Here is an 18,425-nt window from a genome sequence, read left to right on the forward strand (position 1 = left end):
CGTACGCGCGCCCGCCGGGCCCGCCCCGCGGCCCCGGTCAGTCCTTGTGGACGGTGCCGTCGGGGTCCAGGCCGCGGAAGGAGAGCAGGACGATGAGGATGCCGCCGCAGACGATCGCCGAGTCGGCGAGGTTGAACACCGCGAACCCCTTGGGCGCGATGAAGTCGACGACCTGGCCCTCGAAGACGCCGGGCGCGCGGAAGATCCGGTCGGTGAGGTTGCCGAGCGCGCCGCCGAGGAGCAGACCGAGGGCGACCGCCCAGGGGAAGCTGTAGAGCTTGCGGGCCAGCCGGAAGATCACGACGATCACGGCCGCCGCGATCACCGTGAAGATGATCGTGAAGGCGCCGCCGAACCCGAAGGCCGCGCCCGGGTTGCGGATCGCGTGGAACTCCAGCCAGTCACCGATGACCTCGATCGGCGCGTGGTGCTCCAGCTTCGCGACCACGATCATCTTGCTGATCAGGTCGAGGGCGTACGCGAAGGCGGCCACCGCGAAGAGCACCGCGATCCGGCGCCCGCGCCCGGGCCGCCGTTCCTCGCCGGTCCGCCGCTGGTCCGCGCCGGACACGCCGGGTGCCGCCTCCGTCGTCTCCTCACCGCCGTCGTCCGGAGTGTCCGGCGTACCGATGATGCGCTCCGCCTCTGCCACGTGAGTCCCTCAACCTAGGTGCCTGCCTCGGGACGAGAGTACGGCACGGTCCACGCGGCCCCGATGCTCAGGAGCGGCGTTCCTGCTTCTGCTTGCACTCGACGCACAGGGTCGCCCGCGGGAAGGCCTGCATCCTGGCCTTGCCGATGGGGTTCCCGCAGTTCTCGCAGAGGCCGTAGGTGCCCGCGTCGAGCTTCTCCAGGGCCCGCTCGGTCTGCTCCAGCATCTCGCGCGCGTTGGCGGCGAGCGCCAGCTCGTGCTCGCGGGTGATGTTCTTGCTGCCGGTGTCGGCCTCGTCGTCGCCGGCGCCGTCCCCGGAGTCCCGCATCAGACCGGCCAGGGCGCTGTCGGAGGCGTCCAGCTCGGCGCGCAGCCGCAGGGCCTCGGTCATCAGCTCGGTGCGCGCCTCCTCGACCTCCTCGGGCGTCCACGGGTCCTCGCCGGGGCGCACCGCGAGTTCGCCGGGAGCCACCGCGGCCACCCGCGCCTTGGGGACGGCGGTCTCCGCCGCCGCGGCGGCCGTACCAGGGGTCTTCTTCGCAACCACCGTCGTGGCTCCCGTCTGCTTCGCGGCCCGCGCCGCGCCCGCCTTCTTGGCCGTGCTCTTCCTGGCCGTGCCCTTGGCCGCCGCGGTCTTCGTCGCCGCGTCCCCGGACGCGCTCTTCTCCGACTTCCCCGCGGGGCCCTCGGCAGCCGCGGCCGTCTTCTTCGCCGCCGCCTTCGTCGCGGTGGCTCTCTTCCCGTCCGCTCTCTTCCCGTCCAGCTTCTTGCCGTCGGCCGGCTTCCCGCCGTCGGCCGCCTTCTTGCCGTCGGCCTTGCGCACCGGTGTCACCGGTGCGGCCGATTTCCCGGCGGAAACCTTCTCACCTGCAGTTCTGTCCACCATGGTGGTCTCTCCCGCGTGCGTGCCCCGCTTTCCGCCGCTCTCCTTGGCGTCACCGCCGGAGGCGGCCGCGGCCCTGGACCGGCCGGACGCCGACTGCTGTACGGCGGTCTTCTTCGCCACCATGGCCGCGGCCCCTTCACATATTGTGATTTCGCACGCAAATCGTGCTGGGACGATAAATCGACCTGAGTCCCGCGGCAACGGGGCACGCCGCCCGATCCGCCTGCCCCGCACCCCCCACGCAGCCGGTATGCATCCGTTGTGCCCAGCTCCCCGCGCGGTAATCCGCCGAGCCGGACATCCCAGGATGCGAACACGCGTACCTCGCCATTCGGGTCATCCCGGCGGCCGGACGGCACGGCGCCGGCGGCGCCGGGAAAACGGGTCGGCCGCTGTCCGTGCGGCGCCGTACACTGGGCGGAGCGAGAAGCGTGGATGGGGACGAGTAGCGGCGTACGCAGCCCAGAGCGACCCGGGGACGGTGGGAGCCCGGGGGCCGGCGCGACGTGAAGATCACCCCGGAGCCGCCGGAAGAAAGCCGCAGCCGTGGGGCCGGGGCGAGTAGAACCGGTTTCGCGACCCCAATGAGGGGGCTCACCGGCGCGTACGGCGACCGGAGGGCCAAGGAGGGTGGTACCGCGGGAGCGCGCCGCACACGGCGTCCGGAAGACACAGCTCTCGTCCCTCCGACGGAAGGCAGCAAGTCCGTTGGAGGAAGCTCGCAGATGACAGCGCCGACGTACCGCCAGGTGCCCGCACAGGTCGACCTGCCCGCCCTCGAGCACGCCGTGCTCGACTTCTGGCGCGAGCAGAAGATCTTCGCCAAGACCCTGGAGCAGTCCGAGGGCCGCCCCGAGTGGGTGTTCTACGAGGGCCCGCCCACCGCCAACGGCATGCCCGGCGCCCACCACATCGAGGCGCGCGTCTTCAAGGACGTCTTCCCCCGCTTCCGCACCATGCGCGGCTACCACGTGGCCCGCAAGGCCGGCTGGGACTGCCACGGCCTGCCCGTGGAGCTGGCGGTCGAGAAGGAGCTGGGCTTCAGCGGCAAGCCCGACATCGAGGCGTACGGCGTCGCCGAGTTCAATGCCAAGTGCCGCGAGTCGGTGCTGCGGCACACCGACGCCTTCGCCGAGCTGACGACCCGCATGGGCTACTGGGTCGACCTCGACGACGCCTACGTGACCATGGACCCCGAGTACATCGAGTCGGTCTGGTGGTCGCTCAAGGAAATCTACGACAAGGGGCTGCTGGTCCAGGACCACCGCGTCGCCCCCTGGTGCCCGCGCTGCGGCACCGGCCTGTCCGACCACGAGCTGGCGCAGGGCTACGAGACGGTCGTCGACCCCTCCGTGTACGTCCGTTTCCCGCTCACCTCCGGTCCGCTCGCCGGCCAGGCCTCGCTCCTGGTGTGGACGACCACCCCGTGGACCCTGGTGTCCAACACGGCGGTCGCCGCGCACCCGGAGGTCACCTACGTGGTGGCCACCGACGGCCGGGAGCGGCTCGTCGTCGCCGAGCAGCTGGTCGCCAAGGCGCTCGGTGAGGGCTGGGAGACCACGGGCGAGACCTTCACCGGCGCCGAGATGGAGCGCTGGACCTATCAACGTCCGTTCGAGCTCGTGGAGTTCCCGGAACCGGCGCACTACGTCGTCAACGCGGAGTACGTCACGACCGAGGACGGTACGGGTCTGGTCCACCAGTCCCCCGCCTTCGGTGAGGAGGACCTCAAGGTCTGCCGCGCCTACGGCCTGCCGGTGGTGAACCCGGTCCGCCCCGACGGCACCTTCGAGGAGGACGTCCCGCTGGTCGGCGGCGTCTTCTTCAAGAAGGCCGACGAACGTCTCACCGAGGACCTGGCGCAGCGCGGCCTCCTCTTCAAGCACCTGCCGTACGAGCACAGCTACCCACACTGCTGGCGCTGCCACACCGCGCTGCTCTACTACGCGCAGCCGTCCTGGTACATCCGCACCACGGAGATCAAGGACCGGCTCCTCCAGGAGAACGAGAAGACGAACTGGTTCCCGGAGACCGTCAAGCACGGCCGCTACGGGGACTGGCTGAACAACAACATCGACTGGGCGCTGTCCCGCAACCGCTACTGGGGCACCCCGCTGCCGATCTGGCGCTGCGCGGACGACCACCTCACGGTGGTCGGCTCCCGCGCGGAGCTGACCGAGCTGACCGGCACCGACCAGTCGGCCCTGGACCCGCACCGCCCGTTCATCGACGACGTCACCTTCGCGTGCCCGCAGTGCGCGCAGCAGGCCACGCGCGTGCCGGAGGTCATCGACGCCTGGTACGACTCGGGCTCGATGCCGTTCGCGCAGTGGGGCTACCCGTACAAGAACAAGGAGCTGTTCGAGAGCCGCTACCCGGCCCAGTTCATCTCCGAGGCGATCGACCAGACCCGCGGGTGGTTCTACACCCTCATGGCGGTCGGCACGCTGGTCTTCGACAAGTCGTCGTACGAGAACGTGGTCTGCCTCGGCCACATCCTCGCCGAGGACGGCCGCAAGATGTCCAAGCACCTGGGCAACATCCTGCAGCCGATCCCGCTCATGGACCAGCACGGCGCGGACGCGGTGCGCTGGTTCATGGCGGCCGGCGGCTCCCCGTGGGCGGCCCGCCGGGTCGGCCACGGCACCATCCAGGAGGTCGTGCGCAAGACCCTGCTCACCTACTGGAACACGGTCGCCTTCCAGGCCCTGTACGCCCGTACGTCGAACTGGGCGCCGAGCGCGGCGGACCCGGCTCCGGCCGACCGCCCGCTCCTTGACCGCTGGCTGCTCTCCGAGCTGCACGCGCTCACCGACCAGGTCACCCAGGCCCTGGAGGCCTACGACACCCAGCGCGCCGGCAAGCTGCTGTCCGCGTTCGTCGACGACCTGTCCAACTGGTACGTGCGCCGCTCGCGCCGCCGCTTCTGGCAGGGCGACAAGGCCGCGCTGCGCACGCTGCACGAGGTCGTGGAGACCGTCACCCGGCTGATGGCGCCGCTGACCCCGTTCATCACCGAGCGGGTCTGGCAGGACCTGGTGGTGCCGGTCACCCCGGGCGCCCCCGAGTCGGTGCACCTGACCTCCTGGCCGGAGGCGGACCTGTCCGCGATCGACCCGGAGCTGTCCCGCCAGATGGTCCTGGTACGGCGCCTCGTGGAGCTGGGACGGGCCACGCGCGCGGAGTCGGGTGTCAAGACCCGCCAGCCGCTGTCCAGGGCTCTGGTCGCCGCCGTGGGCTTCGACGCGCTCGACCCGGAGCTGCACGCGCAGATCACCGACGAGCTGAACGTCTCGTCGCTGGCGTCGCTGTCCGAGGTGGGCGGCTCCCTGGTCGACACCACGGCCAAGGCCAACTTCCGGGCGCTGGGCAAGCGGTTCGGCAAGCGGGTGCAGGACGTGGCGAAGGCAGTCGCCGCGGCGGACGCGGCCGCGCTGTCGCTGGCGCTGCGCGAGGGCACGGCGTCGGTGGAGGTCGGCGGCGAGACGGTGACGCTGGCGCCCGACGAGGTGATCATCACGGAGACGCCCCGTGAGGGCTGGTCGGTGGCGTCGGACTCCGGTGCGACCGTCGCGCTCGACCTGGAGATCACCGAGGAGCTGCGCCGGGCGGGGCTCGCCCGGGACGCGATCCGGCTGATCCAGGAGGCGCGCAAGAACAGCGGGCTGGACGTGGCCGACCGGATCGCGCTGCGGTGGGTGTCGACCGATCCGGCGGTGATCGCGGCGCTCGCGGAGCATGCGGAGCTGATCGCCGATGAGGTGTTGGCGACGGACTTCGCGCAGGGTGAGGGGTCGGACGGGTACGGGGCGGCGTTCGTGGACGAGGGGTTGTCGCTGACGTTCCGGCTGCGCAAGGCGTAGGCGTCGGCGCCGGCGCCGGTTGTCTGAGAAGGGTCCGGTTCCCCGTGGCGGGGGGCCGGGCCCTTTTCCGTGCGTGCGGGGCGGTCCACGTTCCGTGGGGGCCTCTTTTCGGGCTCGGGCCGGGCCGGTACCGTGCGCGGTTCCCCGCGCCCCTGTGAAGCGGGCCTCTGCTTCATCGGTGCGGTCGGGGCGGTGCCGTGCGCGGTTCCTCGCGCCCCTGCAGGGCTAGACCCTGCTTCATCGGTGGGGTCGGGGCGGTGCCGTGCGCGGTTCCTCGCGCCCCTGCAGGGGTGTGCAACGCGCATAAACAGGGCGGGCCCCGGATGGGGATCCGGGGCCCGCTCTGTCATGCCTGCCGACGGGTGGCGCGCTACGCGCCCGCCGTCAGTTGTCGTCCTCGTCGATGAGGAAGCCGCGCATCGGGGACGGCGCCTGGCCCATCGGGGAGGGGCCCTGCGGACGTACCGGTGCCATCGGCTGGGTCATCGCCGGCGTCATCTGCTGCTGGCCGCCGTAGGACGGCGGAGCCGGGGACGGACCGCCCATGGGCTGGTTGCCGCCGTAGGACGGGGCGCTCGCGCCGGCCGGGGCCATGGAGGGCGCCGGGGACGGCGGCAGGGAGGCCGTGGCGGGCGTACGCGGCGGCGCCAGGGAGTCGTCGGCCTGGGTCTCCAGCTGACGCAGCTGCGACTCCAGGTACGACTTCAGACGCGTGCGGTACTCGCGCTCGAAGCCGCGCAGGTCCTCGACCTTGCGCTCCAGCGTGGCGCGGGCGGACTCCAGGGAGCCCATCGCGACGCGGTGCTTCTCCTGCGCGTCCCGCTCCAGGGCGTCCGCCTTGGCACGGGCGTCACGCTCCAGACCCTCGGCGCGGCTGCGGGCCTCGCCGACGATCTTGTTGGCCTCGGAGCGGGCCTCGGCGATCGCCTGGTCGGCGGTCTGCTGGGCCAGCGAGAGGACTCGGGCGGCGCTGTCGCCACCGGGGCCCTGACCGGGGCCGCCCATCGGACCGCCCATGGGGCCGCCCATCGGGCCACCCATCTGCTGCTGCATCGGGGGCTGGCCGCCCATCGGGCCCTGGCCCATGCCCTGGCCCATCGGACCCTGGCCCATCGGACCGCCCTGACCCATCGGGCCGCCCTGGCCCATGGGGCCCTGGCCCATCGGACCCTGACCCATCGGACCGCCCTGGCCCATGGGGCCCTGGCCCATCGGACCCTGACCCATCGGGCCGGGACCCTGCGGACCGCCCTGCCCGCTGGGGCCGGCCGGCAGCTGCGGGGCACCGCTCGGCAGCTGCGGGGGACCGCCCATGGGGCCACCCATCTGCTGCTGCGGCGGGCCCGATATGCCGGCGGGTACCGGAGCGCCGGGTCCTCGCATGCCCTGCTGGGGCATACCGCCCTGGGGCATGCCACCCTGCTGCGGCATACCGCCCTGGGGCATGCCGCCCTGCTGGTCCTGCGGCTCCGGAGGCTTGCGCATGTTCTGCTGGTTCTGCGCGGCCGCGCGCGTGGCGGCGGCCAGCTTGGCGCGCAGGTCCTCGTTCTCGCGCAGGAGGCGCGTCAGTTCGGCTTCGACCTCATCGAGGAAGGCATCGACCTCGTCCTCGTCATAGCCTTCTCGGAGGCGGACGGTCGTGAACTGCTTGTTCCGCACGTCCTCGGGGGTCAACGGCATCTCTTCACCTCAACGTAGTCGTCGGCATCGGCAAGACGGTAGGTCACATCGCTCATCACAGCCGACCAACGATCGCGATCAGGATGTAGACGATGATCATCAGTACGAAGAAGGACAGGTCGAGCGCCACGCCCCCGAGACGCAGCGGCGGAATGAACCGCCGCAGAAGCTTGAGCGGTGGATCGGTGACAGTGTAGGTGGCCTCAAGTACGACCACCATCGCCTTGCCGGGTTGCCATGAGCGGGCGAACTGGAACACGTAGTCCATGACCAACCGGAAGATGAGCACGATGAGGAAGCACATCAGCGCGATGTAGATCACATCAAGGAACACGCTCATGATCCGTGCTTCCCTCTCCCCTGTTCCGTGCTTCGTACCGGTGCCGTGTCTCAGCTCTGGTTGAAGAACCCGCCCTCTGCGATGCGGGCCTTGTCCTCCGCCGTGACATCGACGTTAGCAGGCGACAACAGGAACACCTTCTGCGTCACCCGCTCGATGCTGCCGTGAAGACCAAACACCAAACCGGCCGCAAAGTCGACAAGTCGCTTCGCGTCTGTGTCATCCATCTCAGTCAGATTCATGATCACCGGGGTGCCCTCACGGAAGTGTTCCCCGATGGTACGGGCCTCGTTGTAGGTCCGGGGGTGGAGCGTGGTGATCCGGTAAGGCTCTCGTTCCGACACGACCTTGGGCATGATCACCGGTGCGTTCTTCTCCAGGCTCGCGCGTTCTTGTGTGATGGACGCCACGGGGGCGATACGCGCCGGGCGGCCCGATTCCGCGGACAGCGAGGCGGAATGCGACACCGGTTCGCGAGGTGCCGACGGTTGCACCACTCGTACCGAATCGTCCCTTTGGGACTGGTGTGGCGTGTGGGGCTGGTGTGACGGCTCGTGCCGTCGGTGGTCCCGTTCGGGCTCCGGGTCCAGTTCGGGCTCGAAGTCGTCGTCAGGGTCGAATCCGCGGCCGTCGTACCCATCGTCCTCCACGAGGCCGAGGTAGACCGCCATCTTGCGCATCGCGCCGGCCATGCTCTGAGTCCTCCGCTCTGTGGTGGATCGGTGACGACTGCCAAGTCCCGCGATCCACGAGGCCGTTGTGCCCGTTCTGGGCCACATTGACCATATTTTCTGCTGTGGTCCGACTTCTTGGCGACGTTACCCGAGCCTGGGGCGGACGCCGAGTACCGCGGTGCCGACGCGCACATGTGTCGCACCGGCGGCCACGGCTTCCTCCAGGTCCGCACTCATCCCTGCGGAGACCATGTTCGCAGCCGGATGGGCTCGGCGCAGGTCGGTCGACAAATCCATCAACCGCTCGAACGCCGCCCTTTGGCGCCCCGCGTACTCCCCGGCGAGCGGAGCGACGGTCATCAGTCCGCCGAGCCGCAGCCCGGGTGCGGCCGCGATCAGACCGGCCAACTCCGCGATGCCGCCCGGTGCCACGCCGCCCCGCTCGCCCCGCCCGCTCGCGGCGGCGTCGAGCGCGACCTGGACGAGGCATCCCACCTCGCGCCCGGTCCGCACCGCCTCCCTGGACAGCGCCTCCACCAGCCGGGGGCGGTCGACGGACTGCACGAAGTCCGCGTAACCCGTGACGGAGCGCACCTTGTTGGTCTGCAGCTGACCGACGAAGTGCCAGGTGAGGGGGAGGTCGGCGGATGCGGCGGCCTTGGGGGCGGCGTCCTGGTCCCGGTTCTCGGCGACGTCGCGCACGCCCAGTTCCGACAGGATCCGCACGTCGCTCGCCGGATACGTCTTGGTGACCACGATCAGGGTCACCTCGGCCCGGTCGCGCCCGGCCGCCGCACACGCGGCCGCGATGCGCTCCTCCACTGTCGCCAGGTTCTCGGCGAGTTCGGTCCTACGGTCCGTCATGCCCCATCAGTCCAGCCACACATAGCCCGCGAGCCGCCCGGTGGTGCGGTCACGGCGGTACGAAAAATGATCATCTGACTCCAGCGTGCACACCGGCGACTGTGCCCGGTCGAGCACCCCGGCGCGCGCGAGCTGCGCGTGCACACCGGCGGCCACGTCGACCGCCGGAGTGCCCCAGCTGGTCTCGGCGTGCGCCGCCGGTTCGACGGCGGCCACGTCGGCGCGCATCGCCTCCGGCACCTCGTAGCACCGCCCGCAGACGGCCGGGCCGGTACGGGCGACGATCCGGGCCGGGTCGGCGCCGAGCGAGACCATGGCCTCGATCGCGGCCGGCACGATCCCCTTCACCATGCCGGGCCGCCCCGCGTGGGCGGCGGCGACCACACCGGCCGCCGGATCGGCCAGCAGCACCGGCACGCAGTCGGCGGTCAGCACGGCGAGGGCGAGACCCCCGGCCGTGGTCACCAGTGCGTCGACCTCGGGTGAGGGTCCGGGGGGCCACGGTCCTTCGACCTCGGCCACCTCGTTGCCGTGCACCTGGTTCATCCAGACCACGCGGCCGGGGTCCAGGCCGAGCGACTTGGCGGCGATCTCCCGGTTGGTGCGTACCACGCCGGGGTCGTCGCCGACCGCCCCGCCCAGGTTGAGCTGCTCGTACGGAACGGCGCTCACCCCGCCCCACCTGTCGGTGAAGGCGAAGTGCGCGCCGCTCACGGTTTCGCGCTGTGCTGTCACGTCAGAAGGATCACTTGAGGAAGTCCGGTACGTCCAGTTCCTCGGCCGCGCTGTCCGTGTAGGAGCGCGACGGCGGGACGGGCGGGGCGACCGGGATGTCGGCCACCGGCTCGGGCGCCGGCTCCGGCTCCTCCTTCGGGGTCACGCTGCCGAGCGAGCCGAAGGACGGGCGGGACTCGGGCTGCCGGGCCGGAGCGGGCTCCTCGCGGCGGGCCGAGGACGAGGCCGAGGACGAGCCCAGCACGTTGTCCCGGCGGGCCGGGGGCTGGCCCCCGTCGAAGCCGGCCGCAATGACCGTGACCCGGACCTCGTCGCCGAGGGCGTCGTCGATGACCGCACCGAAGATGATGTTGGCCTCGGGGTGGGCGGCCTCGCTGACCAGCTGGGCGGCCTCGTTGATCTCGAACAGGCCGAGGTCGGAGCCGCCGGAGATGGAGAGCAGCACGCCGCGGGCGCCGTCGATGGAGGCCTCCAGGAGCGGCGAGGAGATCGCCATCTCCGCGGCGGCCACCGCGCGGTCGTCGCCGCGGGCCGAGCCGATGCCCATGAGGGCCGAACCGGCCTCGGACATGACGGACTTGACGTCGGCGAAGTCGAGGTTGATCAGACCGGGCGTGGTGATCAGGTCGGTGATGCCCTGGACACCGGAGAGCAGGACCTGGTCGGCCGACTTGAAGGCGTCGAGGACCGAGACCTGGCGGTCGGAGATGGAGAGCAGCCGGTCGTTCGGGATGACGATGAGGGTGTCGACCTCTTCGCGGAGTTCCGCGATGCCGTCCTCGGCCTGGTTGGCGCGGCGCCGGCCCTCGAAGGTGAAGGGGCGGGTGACCACGCCGATGGTGAGGGCGCCCAGCGAGCGGGCGATGTTGGCCACGACGGGGGCGCCGCCGGTGCCGGTGCCGCCGCCTTCGCCGGCCGTCACGAAGACCATGTCGGCCCCCTTGAGGACCTCCTCGATCTCCTCACGGTGGTCCTCGGCGGCCTTGCGGCCGACGGCCGGGTTGGCGCCGGCGCCGAGTCCACGGGTGAGTTCACGGCCGACGTCGAGCTTGACGTCGGCGTCGCTCATCAACAGCGCCTGTGCGTCGGTGTTGATGGCGATGAACTCGACGCCCTTGAGACCGACCTCGATCATCCGGTTGATGGCATTGACACCACCGCCGCCGACACCGATGACCTTGATGACTGCGAGGTAGTTCTGCGGTGCTGCCACGTCGAAGGCCTCTCGCCTCGAATTACGTTGCCGTCGCCGTGCGATGCCCGCGCGGGACGGCGGATGCCGATTGGGACGGTCCGTAGCGCCGACCCGAACCCTAACGTTGAAGTTTAGGGTTACCAGTGTGTCTGTTCCCTGGAGTCTTCTGAACAGGACACTAAGTCGACAAGTGGCGCCCGTTCAACGAACACGCCGAACCTCCCGTTTTTCTTTTCACCCTATGTGATCAGCCGTAGCGGTGCCCAACCAGGGTGCTGGCCTGCGCTTATGTGCGTCAACTCGCCGCTGACGCAGGGGCGGTGGGAACACTCACGTCGAAGTACCGCGCGCCGGAGGCGGCTTTCATGAGAGCGGTGAGCGTACGGGCCTTGGCGGCGCCGTTCTCCGCACTGCCCCACTCGACCGTCCGCCCGCCGCTCAGTTCCAGCGTGATGTCGTCGTAGGAACGGACCTTGAGGGTCCGGGTGTCCCGGCGGACGGCGGCCGGAATGTCCCCCGCGACGGCCACCGCCTCCCGCACCAGCCGGTCGGTGCCGAAGCGGCGCAGGCTCGCGGTGGCCGAACCCGACCTGGCCAGGCTCAGTTCCAGTGACGGAGCACCGTGGGGCGCCCGCGAGACCGTCGCGAACCGGACGCCCTTCTTGTCGACTTCGGTGAACTTTCCGTCCTTTTCGATGAGCAGGACGGGCGTTCGCTCGGTCACTTTCAGCCCGATTCCGCGGGGCCAGGAACGGACCACGTCGATCTCGTCGATGCGGGGCAGTTTCCGGCGCAGCCGGGCCTCGATGCCGTCGGTGTCGACGGAGACCAGCGGCGCCCCGACCGGGACGTCGGCCGCCTCCAGCACCTCCTCGGGCGTGAGAACGGCCGTACCGGAGACGGACACGTGCCGTACGCGCAGCCACGGGGAGCCGTACAGCAGCCAGACGGAGCCGGACCCCAGGAGCACAACTGCCAGAGCCAGAATGACGATCGTACGAAAGCGGCGGTTCTTCCACCGCCGGGCGGGCGGCGGGCCGGACGACTCCTGCTGGCGTTGACCGCGCTCGGCGGTGGTCGGTCCGGCCACGCTGCTCACTTGCCTTTCGTCATACGGCCTAGCGGCCGGCGGCGATCGCCTCGTACACCATCCCGACGAGCAGGTCGTCGGCGTCCCGGCGGCCGAACTCGCTTGCCGCACGGGACATCTCGTACAAGCGGTGCGGATCGGCGAGCACGGGCAGGACGTTCTGCTGCACCCACTCGGGGGTGAGTTCCGCGTCGTCGACCAGCAGGCCGCCGCCGGCCTTGACCACCGGCTGGGCGTTCAGCCGCTGTTCGCCGTTGCCGATGGGCAGCGGGACGTAGGCGGCCGGGAGTCCGACGGCGGAGAGTTCGGCGACGGTCATCGCGCCCGCGCGGCAGAGCATCATGTCGGCCGCGGCGTACGCGAGGTCCATCCGGTCCAGGTAACTTACCGGGACATACGGCGGCATCCCCGGCATCTGGTGCACCTGCGGCAGTTCGTTCTTCGGCCCGACCGCGTGCAGGATCTGGATGCCCGCCTGCTGGAGGTAGGGCGCGACCTGCTGGACGACCTCGTTGAGGCGGCGGGCGCCCTGGGAGCCGCCGGAGACCAGCAGCGTGGGCAGGTTGGGGTCGAGACCGAAGCGGTGCCGGCCCTCGGGGCGGGCGGCGGCGCGGTCCAGGAGGGAGATGGAGCGGCGCAGCGGGATGCCGATGTACCGGGCGTCGCGCAGCTTGCTGTCCGGCGTGGAGACCGCGACCCGGGCGGCATACCGGGAGCCGATCTTGTTGGCGAGGCCGGGCCTGGCGTTGGCCTCGTGGATCACGATCGGCACGCCGAGCCGCTTGGCGGCGAGGTAGCCGGGCAGGGCGACGTAGCCGCCGAAACCGACCACGCAGTCCGCCTTGGTGCGCTCCAGGATCTGCTCGGCCGCCTTGATGGTGCCGCGCAGCCGGCCCGGCACGGTGATCAGTTCGGGGGTGGGCTTGCGGGGCAGCGGCACCGCCGGGATCAGGGCCAGCTCGTAACCGCGCTCGGGCACCAGCTTGGTCTCCAGGCCGCGCTCCGTGCCCAGGGCCGTGATCCCCACGGTGGGGTCCTGCCTGCGCAGGGCGTCCGCGAGGGCGAGCGCGGGCTCGATGTGGCCGGCGGTCCCCCCACCAGCGAGTACGACATGCACCGAAATTCACCGCTCTCCGGACGAGCGCGCCACCGGGGCGCGCCGTCGCATCGTGTTCCATCTCCGAGGCCCCGCAGGGCTCCCGGCCCCCCGCTTTCTACCAAAGCGAGGTTGCCGCCGCGCAAGCGCCGCCCGCGCAGCGGGCTCGTCGCGCGCGAAGGCGATCAGCAGCCCGATGGCGAACATGGTCGGCAGCAGGGCGGAGCCCCCGTAGGAGAACAGCGGGAGAGGGACGCCGGCGATCGGCAGCAGGCCGAGCACCGCACCGATGTTGATCACCGCCTGTGCGGTGATCCAGGTGGTCACGCCTCCCGCGGCATACCTCACGAAGGGGTCCTCCGTGCGTCCGGCCACGCGGATACCCGCATAGCCTAGAGCCGCGAAGAGGGCCAGTACCGACAGCGTCCCCGACAGGCCCAGTTCCTCACCGGTGACGGCGAAGATGAAGTCGGTGTGGGCTTCGGGCAGTTGGCCCCATTTTTCCACACTCGCGCCGAGTCCGGAGCCGAACAGCCCGCCGGAGGCCAGGGCGTAGATGCCGTGCACCGCCTGCCAGCAGTCGGCGACGCCGGTCTTCGGCTCGGTGGCGCCGATGCAGGCGAGCCGCGCCATCCGGTTGGGGCTGGTCTTGATGAGGATCACACCGAGCACGCCGGCGATCGACAGCACTCCGGCGAACAGCCGGGTCGGCGCTCCCGCCAGCCACAGCAGGCCGAACAGGATCGCGGTCAGGATGATCGCCGTACCCATGTCGCCGCCGAGCATGATCAGGCCGAGCAGCAGGAAGCTGACCGGGACCAGCGGCACCAGCATGTGCTTCCACTGGGTCAGCAGCCGCTTCTCCTGTTTGCGTGCCATCAGGTCGGCGCCCCAGAGCACCAGGGCGAGCTTGCCGAACTCGCTGGGCTGGATCTGGAAGGAGCCGCCCAGCGAGATCCAGTTCTGGTTGCCGTTGACCGACATCCCTATCCCCGGGACCTGCACCAGGGCCATCAGGAAGACGGCGCCGGCCAGGATCGGGTAGGCGAGCGCCCGGTGCAGTTTCACCGGCATGCGGGACGCCACGAACAGCAGCACGCCCCCGATGCAGGCGGCCAGGAACTGTTTGCGGAAGAAGAACGAACCCGGCAGCGACATCTGCAGCGCGGTGATCTGGGAGGCCGAGTAGACCATCACCAGACCCAGCACGATGATCAGCAGACTGCCGCCGAGGATCAGGTAGTACGCGGTCAGCGGCCGGTCCCAGGCCCGGTTCAGGCGCGTGTGCAGCCGCCGCAGCGGGTTCTCCCGCGACGTGCGGGGGGCGGCGGGCCTGCGGACCGCTCGCTGTACGGGCGGGCGGCCGGTGCGGCTACCGGGCATCAGCGCCTCCGCTGAACGTCGACCGTCCCACGCGTCCCTCCCAAGGTCGCCCGGCTGGCGGCCGGGTCAGGCGCCGAGTTCGCGAACAGCCTGAGCGAACGCGTCACCGCGCTGGTTGTAGTTGGCGAACATGTCCATGGAGGCACAGGCGGGGGCGAGGAGCACCGTGTCGCCTTCGACCGCCAGCCGCCGCGCCTCCCGGACCGCCGCGAGCATCGCCCCAGTGTCGGTCCGGTCGAGGTCGACGACGGGTACTTCCGGCGCGTGTCGCGCGAGGGCCTCCCGGATGAGGGCGCGATCGGCGCCGATCAGCACCGCGCCGCGAAGCCGCCCGGCCGACCTGGCGACCAGTTCGTCGAAGGTGGCGCCCTTCGCCAGGCCGCCGGCAATCCATACGATCGACTCATATGACGCCAACGAGGCTTCCGCCGCGTGGGTGTTGGTCGCCTTGGAGTCGTCGACGTACGCGACCCCGTCCACGTCGGCCACGTGCGCGATGCGGTGGGCGTCCGGGGTGAAGTTCCGCAGCCCGTCCCGTACGGCCGTGGCGGGCACCCCGAAGGCGCGCGCGAGGGCCGCCGCGGCAAGGGCGTTGGCGATGTTGTGCGGGGCGGACGGGACGACGTCGGAGACCTCGGCCAGTTCCTGGGCGTTCTGCTGCCGGTTCTCGACGAAGGCGCGGTCGACCAGGATGCCTTCCACCACGCCGAGTTGGGAGGGGCCCGGGGTGCCGAGGGTGAAGCCGACGGCCCGGCAGCCCTCCTCGACGTCGGCCTCCCGCACCAGGTCCTCGGTGAGCTTGTCGGCCACGTTGTAGACGCAGGCGACGCGGTTGCCCTCGTAGATGCGGCCCTTGTCCCTGGCGTACGCCTCCATGGAGCCGTGCCAGTCCAGGTGGTCGGGGGCGAGGTTGAGCACCGCGGCGGAGTGGGCGCGCAGCGAGGGCGCCCAGTGCAGCTGGTAGCTCGACAGCTCGACGGCCAGGACGTCGTACTCCTCGTCGCCGAGGACCGCGTCCAGCAGGGAGACACCGATGTTGCCGACGGCGGCCGTGCGCAGGCCCGCGGCCGTCAGGATCGACGCCAGCATCTGGACGGTGGTGGTCTTGCCGTTGGTGCCGGTGACGGCCAGCCAGGGCGCCGCGTCGGGGCCGCGCAGCCGCCAGGCCAGCTCCACGTCGCCCCAGATGTCCACACCGGCCGCGCGGGCCGCCTGGAACAGCGGCTTGTCCGGCTTCCAGCCGGGCGCGGTGACGATCAGTTCGGTGCCCTCGGGCAGGGTGGCGCCGTCACCGAGCCGGACCGTGACGCCCAGGGCCTCCAGTTCGGCGGCCTGTTCGCGCGCGCGTGCGTCGTCGCCGTCGTTGACGACGGTGACGACCGCCCCGCGCGCGTGCAGCGCGCGGGCCGCCGGGACACCGGAGACGCCGAGTCCGGCGACGGTGACGTGCCTGCCCTGCCAGTCGGTCACTTGTCCGCTGCCCATCCTGCGTAGAAGAGGCCGAGTCCGACGATCACACAGATGCCCTGGATGATCCAGAAGCGGACCACCACAAGGACTTCGGACCAGCCCTTGAGTTCGAAGTGGTGCTGCAGTGGCGCCATCCGGAAGACGCGCCGCCCGGTGAGCCGGAAGGAACCGACCTGGATGACCACCGACATGGTGATGAGGACGAACAGGCCGCCCATGAGGGCCACCAGCAGTTCGGTGCGGGAGAGGATCGCCAGGCCCGTCAGGACGCCGCCGAGCGCCAGCGAACCGGTGTCACCCATGAAGATCTTGGCCGGCGAGGTGTTCCACCACAGGAAGCCGAGGCAGGAACCCATCAGCGCGGAGGCGATGACCGCGAGGTCCAGCGGATCGCGGACCGTGTAGCAGGCGTTGGGGTTGGTCAGGGTCATCGCGTTGGCGCAGGACTCCTGGAACTGCCAGACGCCGATGAACGTGTAGGCGCCGAAGACCAGCACGGAGGCGCCGGTGGCGAGACCGTCCAGACCGTCCGTCAGGTTCACGCCGTTGGACATCGCGAGAATCATGAACAGCGCCCAGACCACGAACAGCACCGGGCCGATGGTCCAGCCGAAGTCCGTGATGAAGGACAGCTTGGTGGACGCCGGGGTGTTGCCGATGGCGTCCGGGAACTGCAGCGAGAGCACCGCGAAGGAGATGCCGACGATCAGCTGGCCGGCCATCTTCGCCTTGGCCCGCAGGCCCAGCGAACGCCGCTTGACGATCTTGATGTAGTCGTCCAGGAAGCCGACCAGGCCCATGCCGCACATCAGGCCCAGCACCAGCAGGCCCGAGTAGGTGGGCGCGTAGCCGGTGATCACCTTGGACAGGAAGTAGGCGGCGACCGTCGCCAGGATGAAGGCGATACCGCCCATCGTCGGCGTACCGCGCTTGCTGGCGTGCTCGCGCGGGCCGTCGTCACGGATGTACTGGCCGTAGCCCTTGCGTGCGAGGAGCTTGATCAGCAGCGGGGTGCCGATCAGCGTCAGGAACAGACCGATGACGCCCGAGAAGAGGATCTGCTTCATCATCGGGCATCAACACCCTCGGCACCGGACTCCAGGAGCGCCTGGGCAACGCTCTCCAGCCCCACCGACCGTGACGCCTTCACGAGGACGACGTCCCCCGGGCGCAACTCGCTGCGCAACAGGTCGACCGCCGCCTGTGCGTCGGACACGTGCACCGACTCCTCACCCCACGAACCCTCGTTATATGCGCCCAGTTGCAGCCAGGAGGCTTCTACTCCCCCGACCGCGACGAGCTTGCCGACATTGAGCCGGACGGCGAGCCGTCCGACCGCGTCGTGCTCGGCGAGCGCCTCGTCCCCCAGCTCGGCCATCTTGCCGAGCACCGCCCACGTGCGTCCCCCCGCCGCCTGTGCGGCTGTGCCCATTGCCGCGAGCGCGCGCAGCGCGGCTCGCATGGACTCGGGGTTGGCGTTGTAGGCGTCGTTGACGATGGTCACGCCGTCCGGGCGCTCGGTGACCTCCATACGCCATCGGGAGAGGGAGCCAGCATCGGAGAGCGCGGTGGCGATCTCTTCCGCGGACATGCCCAGCTCATGGGCGACGGCGGCCGCGGCGAGCGCGTTCGACACGTGGTGCTCACCGTACAGGCGCATGGTCACATCGCTTGCACCGGAGGGTGTGTGAAGGCTGAACGCGGGCTGTCCCGTGTCCGTGAGTCGTACGTTCTCGGCGCGTACGTCCGCTTCGGCCGACTCTCCGAAAAGGACCACCTTCGCCTTGGTACGGGATGCCATGGCCCGTACCAGGGGGTCGTCCGCGTTGAGGACCGCGACGCCGCCGTCCTCGGCCGCGGGCAGGGCCTCCACCAACTCGCCCTTCGCCTGGGCGATCTGCTCACGGCCGCCGAACTCGCCGATGTGGGCGGTGCCGACGTTCAGGACGAGGCCGATCCTCGGAGGCGTCAGATCCGTCAGGTAGCGGATGTGGCCGATGCCCCGGGCGCCCATCTCCAGCACCAGGAACTTCGTCTCCTCGGTGGCGGACAGGGCGGTCAGCGGCAGCCCGATCTCGTTGTTGAACGAGCCCGGGGTGAACACGGTGGGCGCCTTGGTGCGCAGCACCTGGGCGATGAGGTCCTTGGTGCTGGTCTTGCCGGCCGAGCCGGTGAGGGCCACCAGGGTCGCGCCGAGCCGCCGTACGACGTGGCGGGCGAGGGCGCCGAGGGCCGTCTGGACGTCGGCCACGACGATCGCGGGCACGCCGACGGGGCGCGACGCCAGTACGGCGGCCGCGCCCTGTGCGACCACCTGGGCGGCGAAGTCGTGGCCGTCCACGCGCTCGCCCACGAAGGCGGCGAACAGGCTGCCGGGACCGGCCTCGCGGGAGTCCCGGACCACCTCTCCGGTGACCTGGACGGACGGATCCGGTATGTCGTGCGTCTGCCCGCCGACGACTGCTGCGATCTCGGCGAGGGAGAGGGCGATCACAAG

At 70.6% G+C, this 18,425-nt stretch carries 15 protein-coding genes; 1 reads left to right on the plus strand and 14 read right to left on the minus strand.

Annotated elements, in window-relative coordinates; translation table 11 throughout:
• Window positions 1–37: 37 nt before the first annotated feature.
• Both lspA and ACIQOE_RS01585 read right to left on the minus strand, forming a co-directional pair.
• Window positions 38–652, minus strand: coding sequence for a signal peptidase II (gene lspA, locus ACIQOE_RS01580; RefSeq protein ID WP_365555273.1), 615 nt, complete (start codon window positions 650–652; stop codon window positions 38–40).
• Window positions 653–719: 67 nt separating this feature from the next.
• Window positions 720–1,661 carry a TraR/DksA family transcriptional regulator gene (locus ACIQOE_RS01585; protein WP_399008419.1) on the minus strand — a complete coding sequence of 314 codons (942 nt, stop codon included), beginning with the start codon at window positions 1,659–1,661 and terminating at the stop codon, window positions 720–722.
• 602 nt (window positions 1,662–2,263) lie between these two features.
• On the opposite strand from ACIQOE_RS01585, the gene ileS reads away from it, so the two are divergent.
• On the plus strand, window positions 2,264–5,401 hold the full coding sequence (gene ileS, locus ACIQOE_RS01590) for an isoleucine--tRNA ligase (protein WP_401408930.1): 3,138 nt from the start codon (window positions 2,264–2,266) through the stop codon (window positions 5,399–5,401).
• 384 nt (window positions 5,402–5,785) lie between these two features.
• Here ileS and ACIQOE_RS01595 read toward each other — a convergent pair whose 3' ends face one another.
• The 12 genes from ACIQOE_RS01595 to murF all read right to left on the minus strand — a co-directional run bounded on the left by ACIQOE_RS01595 (window position 5,786) and on the right by murF (window position 18,422).
• Window positions 5,786–7,081: a DivIVA domain-containing protein gene (locus ACIQOE_RS01595; protein WP_351325153.1), complete on the minus strand. Its 1,296-nt coding sequence runs from the start codon at window positions 7,079–7,081 to the stop codon at window positions 5,786–5,788.
• 55 nt (window positions 7,082–7,136) lie between these two features.
• The gene (locus ACIQOE_RS01600) at window positions 7,137–7,421 is read right to left on the minus strand and encodes a YggT family protein (RefSeq protein ID WP_046729537.1); all 285 of its coding nucleotides are present in this window, start codon (window positions 7,419–7,421) and stop codon (window positions 7,137–7,139) included.
• Between the two features lie 50 nt (window positions 7,422–7,471).
• On the minus strand, window positions 7,472–8,113 hold the full coding sequence (locus tag ACIQOE_RS01605) for a cell division protein SepF (RefSeq protein WP_351325155.1): 642 nt from the start codon (window positions 8,111–8,113) through the stop codon (window positions 7,472–7,474).
• A 126-nt stretch (window positions 8,114–8,239) separates the two neighbouring features.
• Window positions 8,240–8,959 (minus strand): YggS family pyridoxal phosphate-dependent enzyme, encoded by a 720-nt coding sequence (locus ACIQOE_RS01610; RefSeq protein WP_365555268.1) that lies wholly within the window; start codon window positions 8,957–8,959, stop codon window positions 8,240–8,242.
• Between the two features lie 6 nt (window positions 8,960–8,965).
• A complete protein-coding gene (pgeF, locus tag ACIQOE_RS01615) occupies window positions 8,966–9,694 on the minus strand; it encodes a peptidoglycan editing factor PgeF (RefSeq protein WP_362169530.1) in 729 nt (242 codons plus the stop codon).
• Between the two features lie 10 nt (window positions 9,695–9,704).
• The gene (gene ftsZ, locus ACIQOE_RS01620; RefSeq protein ID WP_351325161.1) at window positions 9,705–10,907 is read right to left on the minus strand and encodes a cell division protein FtsZ; all 1,203 of its coding nucleotides are present in this window, start codon (window positions 10,905–10,907) and stop codon (window positions 9,705–9,707) included.
• Window positions 10,908–11,184: 277 nt separating this feature from the next.
• A complete protein-coding gene (locus ACIQOE_RS01625; RefSeq protein WP_351325379.1) occupies window positions 11,185–11,979 on the minus strand; it encodes an FtsQ-type POTRA domain-containing protein in 795 nt (264 codons plus the stop codon).
• Window positions 11,980–12,007: 28 nt separating this feature from the next.
• Window positions 12,008–13,096: an undecaprenyldiphospho-muramoylpentapeptide beta-N-acetylglucosaminyltransferase gene (gene murG / locus ACIQOE_RS01630; RefSeq protein WP_351325162.1), complete on the minus strand. Its 1,089-nt coding sequence runs from the start codon at window positions 13,094–13,096 to the stop codon at window positions 12,008–12,010.
• 6 nt (window positions 13,097–13,102) lie between these two features.
• Window positions 13,103–14,458, minus strand: a complete 1,356-nt coding sequence (gene ftsW / locus ACIQOE_RS01635; protein WP_351325164.1) for a putative lipid II flippase FtsW — start codon at window positions 14,456–14,458, stop codon at window positions 13,103–13,105.
• A 66-nt stretch (window positions 14,459–14,524) separates the two neighbouring features.
• A complete protein-coding gene (gene murD / locus ACIQOE_RS01640) occupies window positions 14,525–15,943 on the minus strand; it encodes a UDP-N-acetylmuramoyl-L-alanine--D-glutamate ligase (protein ID WP_365555263.1) in 1,419 nt (472 codons plus the stop codon).
• A complete protein-coding gene (mraY, locus tag ACIQOE_RS01645) occupies window positions 15,925–16,995 on the minus strand; it encodes a phospho-N-acetylmuramoyl-pentapeptide-transferase (RefSeq protein WP_351325381.1) in 1,071 nt (356 codons plus the stop codon). The genes murD and mraY overlap by 19 nt, the downstream gene beginning before the upstream one ends.
• A complete protein-coding gene (murF, locus tag ACIQOE_RS01650) occupies window positions 16,995–18,422 on the minus strand; it encodes a UDP-N-acetylmuramoyl-tripeptide--D-alanyl-D-alanine ligase (protein WP_399008412.1) in 1,428 nt (475 codons plus the stop codon). Before murF ends, mraY begins: the two co-directional genes overlap by 1 nt.
• Between the last annotated feature and the right edge of the window lie 3 nt (window positions 18,423–18,425).

It is taken from the genome of Streptomyces sp. NPDC091282, from assembly GCF_044757385.1.
Lineage (GTDB): Bacteria > Actinomycetota > Actinomycetes > Streptomycetales > Streptomycetaceae > Streptomyces > Streptomyces gramineus.

What these genes read in the sequence shown, in the direction of transcription:
- ACIQOE_RS01585 (WP_399008419.1), bottom strand. Translation starts at nt 1,661, where the DNA reads ATGGTGGCGAAGAAGACCGCCGTACAGCAGTCGGCGTCCGGCCGGTCC.
- ileS (WP_401408930.1), top strand. Translation starts at nt 2,264, where the DNA reads ATGACAGCGCCGACGTACCGCCAGGTGCCCGCACAGGTCGACCTGCCC.
- ACIQOE_RS01595 (WP_351325153.1), bottom strand. Translation starts at nt 7,081, where the DNA reads ATGCCGTTGACCCCCGAGGACGTGCGGAACAAGCAGTTCACGACCGTC.
- ACIQOE_RS01600 (WP_046729537.1), bottom strand. Translation starts at nt 7,421, where the DNA reads ATGAGCGTGTTCCTTGATGTGATCTACATCGCGCTGATGTGCTTCCTC.
- ACIQOE_RS01605 (WP_351325155.1), bottom strand. Translation starts at nt 8,113, where the DNA reads ATGGCCGGCGCGATGCGCAAGATGGCGGTCTACCTCGGCCTCGTGGAG.
- ACIQOE_RS01610 (WP_365555268.1), bottom strand. Translation starts at nt 8,959, where the DNA reads ATGACGGACCGTAGGACCGAACTCGCCGAGAACCTGGCGACAGTGGAG.
- ftsW (WP_351325164.1), bottom strand. Translation starts at nt 14,458, where the DNA reads ATGCCCGGTAGCCGCACCGGCCGCCCGCCCGTACAGCGAGCGGTCCGC.
- murD (WP_365555263.1), bottom strand. Translation starts at nt 15,943, where the DNA reads ATGGGCAGCGGACAAGTGACCGACTGGCAGGGCAGGCACGTCACCGTC.
- mraY (WP_351325381.1), bottom strand. Translation starts at nt 16,995, where the DNA reads ATGAAGCAGATCCTCTTCTCGGGCGTCATCGGTCTGTTCCTGACGCTG.